Annotated in this window: 11 protein-coding genes and 1 tRNA gene; 4 read left to right on the top strand and 8 right to left on the bottom strand. The window is 37.2% G+C overall.

The window, feature by feature from the left end:
* Positions 1 to 5: 5 nt before the first annotated feature.
* The 3 genes from EOJ36_RS04275 to EOJ36_RS04265 all read right to left on the bottom strand — a co-directional run bounded on the left by EOJ36_RS04275 (position 6) and on the right by EOJ36_RS04265 (position 3,866).
* A complete protein-coding gene (locus EOJ36_RS04275) occupies positions 6 to 1,664 on the bottom strand; it encodes a complex I subunit 4 family protein (protein WP_127802794.1) in 1,659 nt (552 codons plus the stop codon).
* Positions 1,661 to 3,550 carry an NADH-quinone oxidoreductase subunit 5 family protein gene (locus EOJ36_RS04270; protein ID WP_127802793.1) on the bottom strand — a complete coding sequence of 630 codons (1,890 nt, stop codon included), beginning with the start codon at positions 3,548 to 3,550 and terminating at the stop codon, positions 1,661 to 1,663. Before EOJ36_RS04270 ends, EOJ36_RS04275 begins: the two co-directional genes overlap by 4 nt.
* Positions 3,551 to 3,620: 70 nt before the next feature.
* Positions 3,621 to 3,866 (bottom strand): MoaD/ThiS family protein, encoded by a 246-nt coding sequence (locus EOJ36_RS04265; RefSeq protein ID WP_127802792.1) that lies wholly within the window; start codon positions 3,864 to 3,866, stop codon positions 3,621 to 3,623.
* A 66-nt stretch (positions 3,867 to 3,932) separates the two neighbouring features.
* Here EOJ36_RS04265 and moaA point away from each other — a divergent pair, with 66 nt between their 5' ends.
* Both moaA and EOJ36_RS04255 read left to right on the top strand, forming a co-directional pair.
* Complete coding sequence (moaA, locus tag EOJ36_RS04260; protein ID WP_238944402.1) at positions 3,933 to 4,916, top strand: GTP 3',8-cyclase MoaA; 984 nt, start codon at positions 3,933 to 3,935, stop codon at positions 4,914 to 4,916.
* A gap of 2 nt (positions 4,917 to 4,918) precedes the next feature.
* Positions 4,919 to 5,896, top strand: a complete 978-nt coding sequence (locus EOJ36_RS04255; RefSeq protein ID WP_164847838.1) for a bifunctional heptose 7-phosphate kinase/heptose 1-phosphate adenyltransferase — start codon at positions 4,919 to 4,921, stop codon at positions 5,894 to 5,896.
* 30 nt (positions 5,897 to 5,926) lie between these two features.
* Here the strand turns inward: EOJ36_RS04255 and EOJ36_RS04250 are convergent, their stop codons facing one another.
* Genes EOJ36_RS04250 through EOJ36_RS04240 form a run of 3 tightly spaced genes read right to left on the bottom strand, consistent with a single transcriptional unit; the run spans position 5,927 to position 9,187 of the window.
* The gene (locus tag EOJ36_RS04250; RefSeq protein ID WP_127802790.1) at positions 5,927 to 6,313 is read right to left on the bottom strand and encodes a RidA family protein; all 387 of its coding nucleotides are present in this window, start codon (positions 6,311 to 6,313) and stop codon (positions 5,927 to 5,929) included.
* Positions 6,297 to 7,100, bottom strand: a complete 804-nt coding sequence (cobA, locus tag EOJ36_RS04245) for a uroporphyrinogen-III C-methyltransferase (RefSeq protein ID WP_127802789.1) — start codon at positions 7,098 to 7,100, stop codon at positions 6,297 to 6,299. Before cobA ends, EOJ36_RS04250 begins: the two co-directional genes overlap by 17 nt.
* On the bottom strand, positions 7,100 to 9,187 hold the full coding sequence (locus tag EOJ36_RS04240; RefSeq protein WP_127802788.1) for a nitrite reductase: 2,088 nt from the start codon (positions 9,185 to 9,187) through the stop codon (positions 7,100 to 7,102). Before EOJ36_RS04240 ends, cobA begins: the two co-directional genes overlap by 1 nt.
* A 113-nt stretch (positions 9,188 to 9,300) precedes the next feature.
* Here EOJ36_RS04240 and EOJ36_RS04235 point away from each other — a divergent pair, with 113 nt between their 5' ends.
* Both EOJ36_RS04235 and EOJ36_RS04230 read left to right on the top strand, forming a co-directional pair.
* On the top strand, positions 9,301 to 10,794 hold the full coding sequence (locus EOJ36_RS04235) for a S10 family peptidase (protein ID WP_127802787.1): 1,494 nt from the start codon (positions 9,301 to 9,303) through the stop codon (positions 10,792 to 10,794).
* A 49-nt stretch (positions 10,795 to 10,843) separates the two neighbouring features.
* Positions 10,844 to 10,931, top strand: a tRNA-Ser gene (locus EOJ36_RS04230).
* Between the two features lie 520 nt (positions 10,932 to 11,451).
* On the opposite strand, the gene ygiD is transcribed toward EOJ36_RS04230, so the two are convergent.
* Together ygiD and EOJ36_RS04220 are read right to left on the bottom strand one after the other, a co-directional pair.
* Positions 11,452 to 12,270: a 4,5-DOPA-extradiol-dioxygenase gene (gene ygiD / locus EOJ36_RS04225; protein WP_127803424.1), complete on the bottom strand. Its 819-nt coding sequence runs from the start codon at positions 12,268 to 12,270 to the stop codon at positions 11,452 to 11,454.
* 63 nt (positions 12,271 to 12,333) lie between these two features.
* Positions 12,334 to 12,864 (bottom strand): YceI family protein, encoded by a 531-nt coding sequence (locus tag EOJ36_RS04220; RefSeq protein ID WP_127802786.1) that lies wholly within the window; start codon positions 12,862 to 12,864, stop codon positions 12,334 to 12,336.
* Between the last annotated feature and the right edge of the window lie 75 nt (positions 12,865 to 12,939).

Genomic DNA, 12,939 nt, shown 5'->3' with positions numbered 1-12,939 from the left:
TTCGTTTAAAACAATTGGTTGATCAAATGACTGACCCAATTATCTGTTAAGTTAAATATTATCGATGGAAAAATACCTAATAGTAGGGAAGAAATTCCTAAAAAATACAAACTTAATTTTTCCTTCCTGGTTAAATCTGAAAGTAGCCATTCTGAATTTTTCAAATATTGTTTGCCTAAAAACATTTTTTGAAAGGTCCAAAGAAAATAACCTGCCCCTAAAATGATTCCAAGCCCACCCAGGATCGCCCAAATAGCTGAACTGTGTTGAGAGTTAAATGAACCCATTAAACTGAAAAATTCTCCAATAAATCCAGAAAAGCCTGGCAAGCCTAGTGATGCAAAAAAGGCTAGGCCGGTGATGAAGGTGTAGGCTGGCATTATTTGCGCTAAGCCGGAATAATTTTGGATACTTCTGTCGTGGGTTCTGTCATAAATTACTCCGACCAAAAGAAACAAAAGAGATGATAAAACTCCATGAGAAATCAACTGAAATATGGCGCCTTGCCAGCCTTCTGCTGTAAATGAGGCAATTCCAAGTAGTACAAATCCCATGTGAGAAATAGATGAATAGGCAACTAATTTCTTTAAATCAGTCATTGCAAGTGCATTAAAAGCACCGTAAATGATAGAAATTGCCCCAATTCCTGATAAAATATTGCTAAATTCTAAAGCTTCTTTAGGAAAAAATGGCAATGTGAATCGTAGCCAGCCATAAGCCCCTATTTTCAATAAAACCCCAGCAAGTAAAACCGAAACTGGAGTTGGCGCCTCAACGTGCGCATCAGGTAGCCAGGTGTGGAAGGGTACTATGGGTAATTTGATGCCAAATCCAATAAATAATAACCAAAATGCCCATTCTCTGGCAGAAAGATTTCCCAAAACCCAGGCAGAATCAGGATGTAAAATGCTTTTGTAATAACAATTTTTTAGGTCTGCAAACACAGCAGCATCAAAGGAATGTACCCATTTGTCTGAGGCAATTTCCCCATTTGCAATTGCGGTTTGGATCATTTGGGCATTTTCCGCAGAAAATGCTTGACCCGGTTGAATGAAATCTATCGCTAAGGCTGTTTCGTATGGATCTATATACGATGTGCCTAGGGCCAAAAGGGCAAGTAAAATAAATAAGGAGCCTGCAAGGGTATATATGAAAAATTTGATGGATGCATATTCTTTTCGTGGTCCGCCCCAAATACCAATTAAAAAGTACATGGGTAGCAACATGAATTCGAAAAATAAATAAAACAACAGGAAATCTTTTGCCAAAAAACAGCCCATTAAAGAAGCGTTCAATAGCATGATTAGAGCAAAGTAAGAGGAAGTTTTTTCCTTGATACTATCTGAATTCCAAATAGCTATTGAACTAATAATTCCCGTTAAAATAATTAATCCAAATGATAGGCCATCAATTCCCAGGTGATATTTCGCGACAAATTGTCCCAAAGAACCGAGTGAAAAATGTATCCAGTCGTGTTGTTCTACCCATTGAAAGGTAGCTGTGGAAGTTTGGTAGCCTAGGGCAAGTTTTATCAATAACCCAATTTGAATGAGAGATGCTCCTAAACTTATTTGTTGCGCATATCCTTTCAATTTTCCACTGGCTAAAACTAAGGCTGCCAGCAGAGGGATGCAAATGATAAGACTTAAAATAGGTAATGTCATAATAAAAAATACAATAGAAAAAGCCCAAAAGTTATGCTTAGCCAAGCCCAATAAGATTGCACTTTACCCGACTGCCATTTACTTAAAACGCTTCCCCAAATATATGAAATTTTTGAACTGCCTTTTACTAAAATACCATCAACCACCCATCGGTCAAGCCAAGAGATTAAATGGGCAAAAATTACTTGTAATTTGGCTAAATTATCAAAAAAGTAATCGAGGGTTCGTTCAAATTTACTTTGTAGAAAACTTGCGAATCGAACTCCAGTTTTAAATAATTTTGGCCAAAATAACTCTATAAATTGATAATTTTTAGCGGGAATTTTTGCTCTAAATTTAAAGGCAAGTAAAAGTCCGATTGCCCAAGCAAAAACACTAAATACCAACCAATAGGTAGGAGATTCCACTAATTCAATTCCTGAAAATTGGATCAACTTGGAAGTTGAAAGGTGTATTGGATTAAAAGAAAAAAGGAATCCACAACTTAATATGGCCAATAAAATGAGTGGAATTTGAAAATAAATTGGGGAATTTGATTTGGTGAATTCCAAATTGGATCTTTGTTGACCCCCAAAGATCAAAAGGACCTGTCGACTCGTATAAATAGTGCTCAAAATCACACCTATGCCAAGGCTTATTACCAAAAAGTAATACAAATTGGCATAGCTTGAGTTTTGACTTTGTTCAATCAAATAGCCTGCTAAATTTTCTTTTGAGTAAAATCCGCTTGATAAAGGAAGTCCAATTAATCCCAATGAAAATATAATATATGAAATTGAAATGACCGGTATTTTCCTCAATAAACCTCCTAAGTTATTAATATCCTGAGCATCTATTTCGTGTTTTTTGTCCTGCTCATGAACATAAAAGATAATAGCACCGGCAGAAAGGAATAGTCCTGCCTTGAAAAACCCATGCGTTAATAAATGAAATAAAGACGCGTCTGAACCCAAGCCCATCCACATTAAACCAATTTGCGAAATGGTAGAATAGGCCAATGTTTTTTTGATATCAGATTGGAATAGGGCAAAAATTGAGGCACTTAAAAAGGATATTCCACCGAAAATGCCATAAGTTAAATGCGTTAACTCTGATGTTAAAGGAAATACTTTTATAGCTAAAAATACACCCGCTGTAACCATTGTTGCTGCGTGAATTAATGCTGATGCCGGAGTTGGACCTTCCATTGCATCAGGTAACCACGACATCAAAGGGAACTGGGCTGATTTACCTGTTGCCCCCAAAACCAAAAGAAATCCGGAAATACCTCCCAAAAGTCCAAATGTTGAAACTTGCATTTGGGAGAATTGATTTACTCCAAAATGTTTAGAAAGTAAAAATAAACCAATTAAAAGTGCTAAATCACCAATTCGATTTAACAAAAATGCTTTTTTAGCAGCTTTTATAGCCGATTTTTTATGATGCCAGAAGCTTATAATGAAATAGGAGCTTGCGCCAACTAATTCCCAAAATCCATAAAAAATCCAAATTTGATCAGCTACCAAAAGTCCAATCATACTGCCCACAAATAGGTTTACCCAAATAAAATAGCGTGTTTTGTTGGACTCTTTTTCCATGTATTTGATAGAAAATACTTGGACACAAAAATTGGCAAGGCCTACGAGCAACAATATGGCTCGACTTGTGGAATCTATGTAAAAATTTAGGTCAAATAATTGTTTGCCGATGGAAAACCAGGGGAAGGAAAGTGATAAATCCTTTTCTTGTAACCATGAAAACTGCGCTAGTAAAACGAGTAGAACGGTTGAAAGGATTGTTGAAAACCATGCACCTACGTTATTCTTTTTATTCAAAAGCAACAATAATAAAATCCCTGAGATCCAAGGAAGTAGTAAGATGCCTAAAAATAAGGATGTTAAGCTCATGTTTTCTTATAGTCTACAAATATAGTCGATTATAAGTTAGTTTGGTGGTAAAAATAGGATTTTTTTAAGTTTAGCCACCTGAAACGGGAGGTATTAGGGCTATTTCCATTCCAGGTAAAATAAGATCTTCTGCTTCGGGAAATTGGTGATTGGCTGCCAAGCGCAAAGAAGGTAGATTTTGAAGAGCTGGATAGCTTGATTTTAAGTGTTTTAACAAATCACTGGCTGTAGGTGGCTCCGTTAATTCAAGGCTTATCGACTTTTCTTTTAATAAATCTCTTGTTATACCAAATAGTAAAACGGTGTAGATGCTCATTTTTGGTGTACGTTTTTGTACCTTTGTATACTTGCAAAGATACGAGTTTAAGGGATGAATTTGAATTTGTCGAAAGGATTAATTGACAATCATGGTAGAAAAGTAGATTATTTGCGATTGGCTGTAACTGATCGTTGTAATTTACGTTGTACGTATTGTATGCCTGCCGAAGGGATAGCTTATTTGCAAGAAAAGCAATTGCTTTCTTGGGAGGAGATGTCGCGATTGGTCAATGTTTTGGTCGGATTGGGAATTACCAAAGTTAGATTAACGGGTGGAGAGCCATTTTTGCGAAAGGGTATCATGGAATTTCTTCAAGAAATAAGTAAGCATCCGTCCTTAGAAATTTGTATTACAAGTAATGGGGTCTTGCTGGGAAATTATTTGGAGGAATTGAATGCTTTGGGTGTTCGGTCCATTAATTTAAGTTTGGATTCTCTAGATCCCATTCGTTTTCATGAAATTACTCGAAGAGATGAGTATGAACAGGTCATGGCTTCGCTGCATCGTATGTTGGATTTGAATTTTAAAGTTAAAATCAATGCCGTGGTGATGAAGGGCAAAAACGAACAAGATATTTTAGCCCTTGCAAATTTTGCCAAAGAATATCCTGTTTCTGTTCGATTTATAGAGGAGATGCCCTTTAATGGAGAAGGAGAGAAGGTGGAAACATTAAATTGGCTGGAAATAAAAGATCTTCTTTTTCAAGGTTTTGACCATATTTTCGAAATTCCAATGATGATGGGTGATACTGCTCAGCGATATCAAATGGAAGGATTTAAAGGGGATGTGGGAATTATTGCTGCCCATAGCAGAACCTTTTGTGGAACCTGTAATCGATTGCGCATTACAGCAAAAGGACAAGTGAAAACCTGTTTATATGATGATGGAGTTTTTGATTTGAAAACGTATCTTCGTTCAGGTGTTTCAGATGACGAATTGCGAAATATCTTGATAAACCTGAATCAAAAACGTCCTGTGGATGGATTTGAGGCAGAAAATAATAGAAAAAATACTATAAATGAATCAATGACCACCATTGGTGGATAATTATGTTGACAAAAGAACAAATTTTTCAAGGATTTACGAATTTGAATGTATTGGTCATTGGCGATTTAATGATTGATGCTTATACCTGGGGAAAAGTTACGCGCATTTCACCTGAAGCACCAGTACCCGTAGTTAATGCTACTAAAAAGGAAATTAGATTAGGAGGTGCCGGTAATGTGGTGAGAAATTTAGTCAGTTTAGGTGCAAAGCCCTATGTGGTGTCGGTGGTTGGTGCTGATGAGATGGGTAAATCGCTTAAAGATTTATTGCAAAATGAGGGGGTGGAGGTTCGTGGAATTGTTACGGATGCTACCAGACCCACTACAGTGAAAGAGCGAATTATTGCAGGTTCTCAGCAATTATTGCGTATTGATTCGGAAGTAGATTCTCTAGTTTCAGAGGAAATTGAGAAAAAATTATTGGAGGAGGTAAAAACTATTTTGCCAAAAATTCAGGTCATTATTTTTGAGGATTATGACAAAGGCGTGCTATCTGAGGATCTAATTCAGGCCATCATTTCATTGGCAAAAACACAAGGTATTCCTACTGTTGTAGATCCCAAAAAGAGAAATTTCTTTGCCTATTCTGGCGTAAGTTTGTTTAAACCCAATTTATCTGAATTAAAAGGTGGTTTGGGCTTAACTTCAGATGATTTGACCGATGAAAACTTGCCAAAAACCGTTAAAAAATTTAAAGAATCACAGCAAATGGAAGGTGTTTTTGTAACCCTTTCTGAGCGCGGTGTTTATATCGATTATAAGGAAGATAATGCAAAAATTCCTGCACATATTCGTCAAATTGCAGATGTTTCCGGTGCAGGGGATACTGTGATTGCCATTGCGGCTTGCGCCTTAGCACTTGGCTTACCAGCTCGACAAATTGCTTCACTAGCCAATTTAGGAGGCGGTTTGGTTTGTGAATCGGTGGGAGTGGTACCAATTTCTGTCGAAAAGTTAAAAAGTGAGCTAGTGAGCAAGTAAAGTTTACTCGCTTACTTGCTCACTAGCTCACTATCCTACTACTGCCGTAAACTCAATCTCAACCTTATATTTCGGGTCAATCAATGCCGAAATTTCATAAATACCTGTGGTTGGTTTTACGGAACCAAAAAATGCAGCATGTGCTTTGGCAATATCTAGGTTTTTAGAAATATCTGTTGTGAAAATTCTTGTTCTTACCACATCATTGATGGATGATCCAGCTTCTTCTAAAACTTGAGCTATGCGCTCAATGATGTTGTAAGTTTGTGCGTAAAAATCATCTTCCTTTACTTTGTCGCCATCTACTAAGGCAACCGTTCCTGAAATTTCTAATAAATTCCCTGATTTTACAGCACGGCAATAACCGAAAACGTCTTCAAATGGTGAACCACTTGAAATATTAACTCTCTTTGTCATAATTTTGAATGGATTTGTTTACATTTTCCCACCACTGCTTGTCGGCATATCGTACTACTTCACCAATAACAATTACAGCGGGATTACGAAGGTCGTGCTTTTGTGCGATTTTGTCAAGCTCGCCTGCATATCCAAATCCTGATTTTTGATTTTGTGTTGTGGCTGATTGAATAATCGCAGCTGCAGTTTCTCCTCTTCCGTTTTTTTGACAAATCTTTGAAATAGATTCCAATTGATTCATTCCCATTAAAATGATCAAAGTGGCATTTGATTGTAAGCCTAATTGTAAATCAGAGCTTAAACTTCCATCAGATTTGGTGCCTGTCATTACCCAAAAGCCATCAGAAACACCTCTTACTGTTAAAGGAATATTGGCTGCTCCGGGAGCTGAAATAGAAGAACTAATACCCGGAATATAGGCGGTAATTAATCCAAATTTTTCTGCAAAATCAATTTCTTCTTGTCCTCTTCCAAAAACAAATGGGTCGCCACCTTTTAAGCGAACCACATGTCCCAAGGCAAATGCCTTTTCAACAATTAATTGATTGATGACATCTTGAGAATGTGACTCTCCAGGTTTTTTACCAACATATATTTTTTCGCAAGTTTCTGAACAATGGTCTAACAAACTTTGATCTATCAAGGCATCATAGAGAACTACATTTGCAGAGGCAATTGCCTTTACAGCCTTAAGAGTAATTAACTCAGGGTCACCTGGCCCTGCACCTACAACGGTTAATCGAGGTTGGGGTTCTAATCCTTTGAAATGACAAAAATTTGCTAACATTACTTTTCTGTTACTAATTGGCGAAATTCTTTGGCTTGTTCTAAAAAGGCTTTTGCTTTTGCAATGTAGTTACTTGCAAAGGCCTCTGATGGTTCATTTTGGTTGATTTGCAAAACTAAATCTGCAAAAGAAGTATCAAAACTGAAATCACCCGATTGAACAAAGTTTTCATCAAATTTAGTTATGACCTGATTTTGTGTAGAAACTGTAACACTTTTGTCTAATAAAAGAGCCTTAGCAGCTGAAATATAGACTGAATAGGCGTGATAGATTGAATCTGCCCAACGCTTGTCTGCAAATGCAGCTTCTGTCCATTCAAATTTTTCATCCGCCTCAAATAATAGAGTAGCTACCAGGTCAATCATTACACCCGCACATTCTCCTACACCAATTTCTGTGACAAAGTTCTCTGATGCACCCCAATCGATGAATTCATCTTCTTGGATTTGACTTAAATCTGCCAATGGTTTCAATAATTCGTAGAAATATTTCTCTCCTTGTCGATCATAATATTGGTAAAAATATTCTCCCTCATTCGCATTTTCCTCGTAATTATTTAAAATGACACGCAAAGCTGCCGGACCTCTTTTAGACGGTACCTTGATGACTTTATCCGCAATTTTACCTTCGCCATTCCCCAAAGTTGCTCCACCTAAAAGTACTTGCAAAGCTGGTAAAACTCTTTTGTCTGGAGCCTTCAAAGACGAACCGTGGAAGCCAATTGAGGCCATTCCATGTTGTCCGCATGAGTTCATACATCCAGAAATCTTGATTTTTAACTCATTGTTATGAATCAATTCTGGGAAATCCTCGGCAATTACTGATTCTAATTTCGAAGTAATGTTTGTTGAATCTGAAATAGCTAAATTACAAGTATCTGTTCCTGGACAAGCGGTAATATTTGCCACTGAATTAGCGCCTGGACTTGCCAATTGGTGAGACTTCAATACATCAAAAACATAAGATAAATTCACTGTTGGAACGAATTTTAACATCAATCCCTGATTAATTGTCACTCTAATGTCGTTTCCAATATATCCATCCAAAGCTTGAATCAATGAACGAGAAGTGTCTGATGAAATGTTTCCATTTAAAACACGAACATAAACGGCATGGTATCCTTTTTGCTTTTGCTCAAAGGTGTTGGATTGTAACCATGTTTGGTATTCCTCACTTCTATTTACTTCCATAGATGAAGCCTTACTTGGAATTTCAACATCCCATAAGGCCGAATCTTGAATGCCAACTGAATGGTTTTTCAATGCCTTTGTTTCTGCTTCCACTAATTCAACAAATGCCTCAAAGCCAATTTTTTGAATCAAGAATTTCATACGCGCTTTGTGTCGAGAATTTCTTTCTCCGTGGCGATCAAAAACACGTAATACTGCCTCGATGTATGGAATTACTTTGTCTTCCGCTAAAAATTCATGTGCTACTTTTGCCAACATAGGTTGTGCTCCTAATCCACCTCCAACAACTACTCGGAAGCCTTTTTGGCCATTCTGGATCTTGGGAATGAATCCTAAATCATGTAAATAGGCCAAAGATGTGTCTTCGTCTGTATTTGAAAAAGAGATCTTGATTTTACGCCCCATTTCCTGGCAAATCGGATTTCTCAAGAAGTAACGAAAAGCCGCATCAGCATGTGGACTCACATCAAATAATTCCTTCGGGTCAATGCCTGAGGTAGGAGATGCCGTTATATTTCGAACCGTATTTCCACAAGCCTCACGCAGGGTGATGTCATCTTGTTCCAATTTAGACCATAATTCTGGAGTTCTGTCTAAGGAAACAAAGTGAATTTGAATATCTTGTCGAGTGGTTAGATGCAAATTTCCTGTAGAATATTCATCCGAAATATCTGAAATTCGTTTCCATTGATTAAAGGTAATTTTACCATAAGGCAATTTGATACGAACCATTTGAACTCCCTGCTGGCGCTGTCCATACACACCTCTAGCCAAACGAAGACTTCTGAATTTCTCTTCATGGATCTCTCCAGCCTTGAATTGCGCAATCTTTTTGGCCAAATCAATGATGTCTTTTTCTACTAAGGGATTCTCTATTTCCGAACGAAAACTTTGCATATACTTGCTTTTTATAAATCTAATTAGTCTATATAATATATAGATTATACAAAGTTAATACATATATTTTTATTGGCAAGAAAATATTTATATTCGTTCAAAATTATTTTACTATGAAACAAGGATTTTTAATTTTAGTGCTTTTGCTAAGTTTAAATTCAATTGCACAAAAAGGGGTACCAGTACCAGTGAAAGAAGAAGTTATACCTGCTGGCGTGAAGGTTGTTAAGTCAAGTCATAAGGTGACTATCGGTGGAAAATTGATCAATTACCAAGTTCAGACGGGTTATTTGGAGTTAAAAGCCGACACAGGCAAGGTCTTGTCAAAGATATTTTTTACCTATTATAAAAAGGATGGAGACGATGATGCAAAACGTCCTGTAACCTTTACCTTTAACGGTGGACCCGGTTCTGCATCTCTTTGGTTGCACATGGGTGGAGTGGGACCGAAACGAGTTGCACTCGACGACGAGGGAAATGCTTTGGCAGCCCCACATAAAATAATAGAAAATGAATATTCTTGGTTAGATAAAACGGATTTGGTATTTATTGATCCGGTAAGCACGGGTTTGTCGCGTGCTGTTGGAGAACCTGCTTCCAATTACCATGGATTTGAAGGAGATATAAAATCTTTTGGGAATTTCATACAACATTTTTTAAGTCGATACGAGCGCTGGGCATCACCTAAATATTTAGCTGGAGAAAGTTATGGAACTACCCGAGCAGCAGGATTATCCAAACATTTACAAGACGCCCATCGAATTTATTTGGATGGAGTGATTTTGATTTCAGCTGTTTTAAATTTTGGTACCAATGATGGAGCTATTGGAAATGATTTACCACGAGCTTTATACATTCCATCGTACACCGCTGCAGCTTGGTATCATAAGAAATTGTCGTCAGAATTGTTGAATAAACCCTTAAAAGAGGTGTTAAAGTCTTCGGAGGAATTTGCTTTGGGCGAATATGCCTCTGCTCTTTTAAAGGGTGGCTGGTTGTCGGAATCAGACAAAAATAAAGTGGCAGAAAAGTTAGCTTATTTCACTGGAATCGATAAGAATTTCTATCTATTAGGTAATTTACGTATCGATGAAAATCGGTTTTATAAAGAATTGAGAAGAAAAGATGGTTTGAGTATTGGTAGATTGGATGCCCGATTTACGGGTAGAAATTTTGATGATGCAGGGGAATATGTAGATTTTGATCCTTCTTTTGCTAATATAGATGGACCTTTTACTGCTACAATTAACGATTATTTGCAAAAAGAGCTGAATTGGAAAGATGAAAAAACTTATAATGTTTTCGGAAATGTGTATCCCTGGGATTATTCCAATGTGCAAAATAAATACCTCAATGTAGCAGAAAGTTTACGTGATGCAATGGCCAAAAATCCACACTTAAAGGTGTATTTGGGGGCCGGTTATTACGATTTTGCAACGCCGTACTTTACGGCAATGTATGATTTGGAACACATGTTCCTTCGTCCTGAACAAAGAAGTAGAGTAAAAGTGCATACCTATGAATCTGGACACATGTATTATATTCACAAGCCTTCATTAATTCAATTTAAAAAGGATATTGATGCCTTTTATGACTTGAAGAATTAATTAGAACTTGCAGGGCAAGGTAGATTGTTCTATCTTTGCAGTCCCAAACAGAGGGGTGTCCGAGTGGTTGAAGGAGCACGCCTGGAAAGTGTGTATAGGCCTAAAGCTTATCGAGGGTTCGAATCCCTTCCCCTCTGCTACTTCGAGAATCTGGGGATCGGTGAATATAAGAATATAGGAATATAAGAATATAGGAATATAGGAATATAGGAATATAGGAATATAAGAATATAGGAATATAAGAATCGGGGAATTTGAGAATTCAGGCAGGTGGCTGATGCCAAGCGAGGGAAATCGAAGCCTAGGTTTAGGAATCTAAATATTTACAATCCCAGCGGGATTGCACATCTATAGAAATTGAAATCGTTTCATTATTTTGTATGACCCCGCTGGGGTCATTTTTATTTTATCCGACCCCGCTGGGGTCGAAAAATCTTTGTCACAATCCGAATTGCTAGAGACGTGCCATCCCGTTGGGATGGATAATTTTTAGAATTTAGGAATATAAGAATTGGGGAATTGAAGAATTTTTAAAAAAGTCTCTCGACCTCAGCCACCAACCTTTATTCTCAGATTCTTATATTCCTATATTCTTATATTCTCAAATTCCCCAGTTCTCATATTCCCATATTCCCCAATTCTTATATTCCTATATTCTTAAGAAATCCTCACCGACGTCATCGTCAATGCCCCAGCCACCGGTTTGTCGTTGAAAAATTCGATGGAATCTTTCTCATCTTTCAAGGACAAGGTGTATAATAAAGGTAAATAATGCTCGGGTGATGGAATAGCTAATTGGAAGGGTTTTCCTTGTTGAGCGTAATTTATTAAGGACTTATGGTCGCCCTCTTTGATGAACCTCTTCATCTTTGTATTGGCCTCCTCTGCCCAATCATATGCATAGGTGTCATTCAATCGCTTCCAATCTACCATGCGTAAATTGTGTACCAAATTGCCACTTCCTACTATTAATACTCCTTTTTCCCGCAAAGATTTTATTTGTTTGGCCAATTCGTAATGATACTGCGGACCTTGGTAATAGTCCAAACTCATCTGAATAACTGGAATATTTGCCTTCGGATATAAATGTTTGATGACCGACCAAGCTCCATGGTCTAAGCCCCATTTGTCGTCTAAACCTACTTCAGTAGATTTAATTAACTCTTTGGTTTCTTTTGCCAACTCTGGACTTCCTGGCGCAGGATACTGAACTTCAAATAATTCTCTTGGGAATCCACCAAAATCGTGAATCGTGGGTGGATTTTGCATGGCCGTCACCATCGTTCCGCGAGTTTCCCAATGGGCCGAAATACATAAAATGGCATTGGGCTTTTGAATTTCTTGTCCAACTTTTCGGAAGCCTTTCACAAATTCATTTTCCTCAATGGCATTCATTGGGCTACCATGTCCTAAAAACAGCACGGGCATTTTCTCCGTGCTGTTAAAGGAACTTGTTAAATTATTTAGTTCTTTCATTTTAGTTTGTGCCAAAAATGGTAAAAGTGCTAAATTTTTAATAGCAATTTTTCTGTTCACAGATTATGCTTGCTTTACAAATTGAACATCTGCAGATAAACGAACCTCATCACTAACTAAAACACCACCTGTTTCTAAAGCTGCATTCCAATTTAAACCAAAATCACTACGCTTGATTTTTCCACTGACAGAAAATGCTGCTTTTTGATTTCCCCAAGGATCAGTCCCAATACCACCAAATTCAACATCCAAAGTTACAGGATTGGAAACTCCTTTGATTTTTAATTGTCCTAATAATTTGAAATTATCCTCGTCTATTACTTGAACAGATGTTGAAGAAAATGTAATTTCTGGAAAAGCCTCCGCATCAAAGAAATCTCCTGATTTTAAATGGCCGTCACGTCCCTCATCATTGGTATGAATTGAGTTGGTTGCAATAGAAACTGATATAGGAGCATTTGTAAAATCTTCACCTTCGATGTTTCCTGAAAAACTGGTGAATTGTCCTTTTACATTGGAGATCATCAAATGTTTTACTTTGAAAGAAATTTCACTGTGTGAAGGGTCTAAAACCCATTTTGCTGAATTTGCCATGTCTTTATTGATTCAATGTTTGATTTAAAATTTACACTGCAAAATTGCAACAAATCAAAAGGGGATGGGTAATAG

Origin of the sequence: Sandaracinomonas limnophila (genome assembly GCF_004005965.1) — a bacterium.
Lineage (GTDB): Bacteria > Bacteroidota > Bacteroidia > Cytophagales > Spirosomataceae > Sandaracinomonas > Sandaracinomonas limnophila.
This window is presented reverse-complemented; position numbering and strand designations above follow the sequence as displayed.

Coding starts and splice junctions, on each gene's coding strand:
- EOJ36_RS04220 (WP_127802786.1), bottom strand. CDS start 12,864: ATGGCAAATTCAGCAAAATGGGTTTTAGACCCTTCACACAGTGAAATT.
- EOJ36_RS04275 (WP_127802794.1), bottom strand. CDS start 1,664: ATGACATTACCTATTTTAAGTCTTATCATTTGCATCCCTCTGCTGGCA.
- EOJ36_RS04265 (WP_127802792.1), bottom strand. CDS start 3,866: ATGAGCATCTACACCGTTTTACTATTTGGTATAACAAGAGATTTATTA.
- cobA (WP_127802789.1), bottom strand. CDS start 7,100: ATGTTAGCAAATTTTTGTCATTTCAAAGGATTAGAACCCCAACCTCGA.
- EOJ36_RS04250 (WP_127802790.1), bottom strand. CDS start 6,313: ATGACAAAGAGAGTTAATATTTCAAGTGGTTCACCATTTGAAGACGTT.
- EOJ36_RS04270 (WP_127802793.1), bottom strand. CDS start 3,550: ATGAGCTTAACATCCTTATTTTTAGGCATCTTACTACTTCCTTGGATC.
- EOJ36_RS04235 (WP_127802787.1), top strand. CDS start 9,301: ATGAAACAAGGATTTTTAATTTTAGTGCTTTTGCTAAGTTTAAATTCA.
- ygiD (WP_127803424.1), bottom strand. CDS start 12,270: ATGAAAGAACTAAATAATTTAACAAGTTCCTTTAACAGCACGGAGAAA.
- EOJ36_RS04255 (WP_164847838.1), top strand. CDS start 4,919: ATGTTGACAAAAGAACAAATTTTTCAAGGATTTACGAATTTGAATGTA.
- EOJ36_RS04240 (WP_127802788.1), bottom strand. CDS start 9,187: ATGCAAAGTTTTCGTTCGGAAATAGAGAATCCCTTAGTAGAAAAAGAC.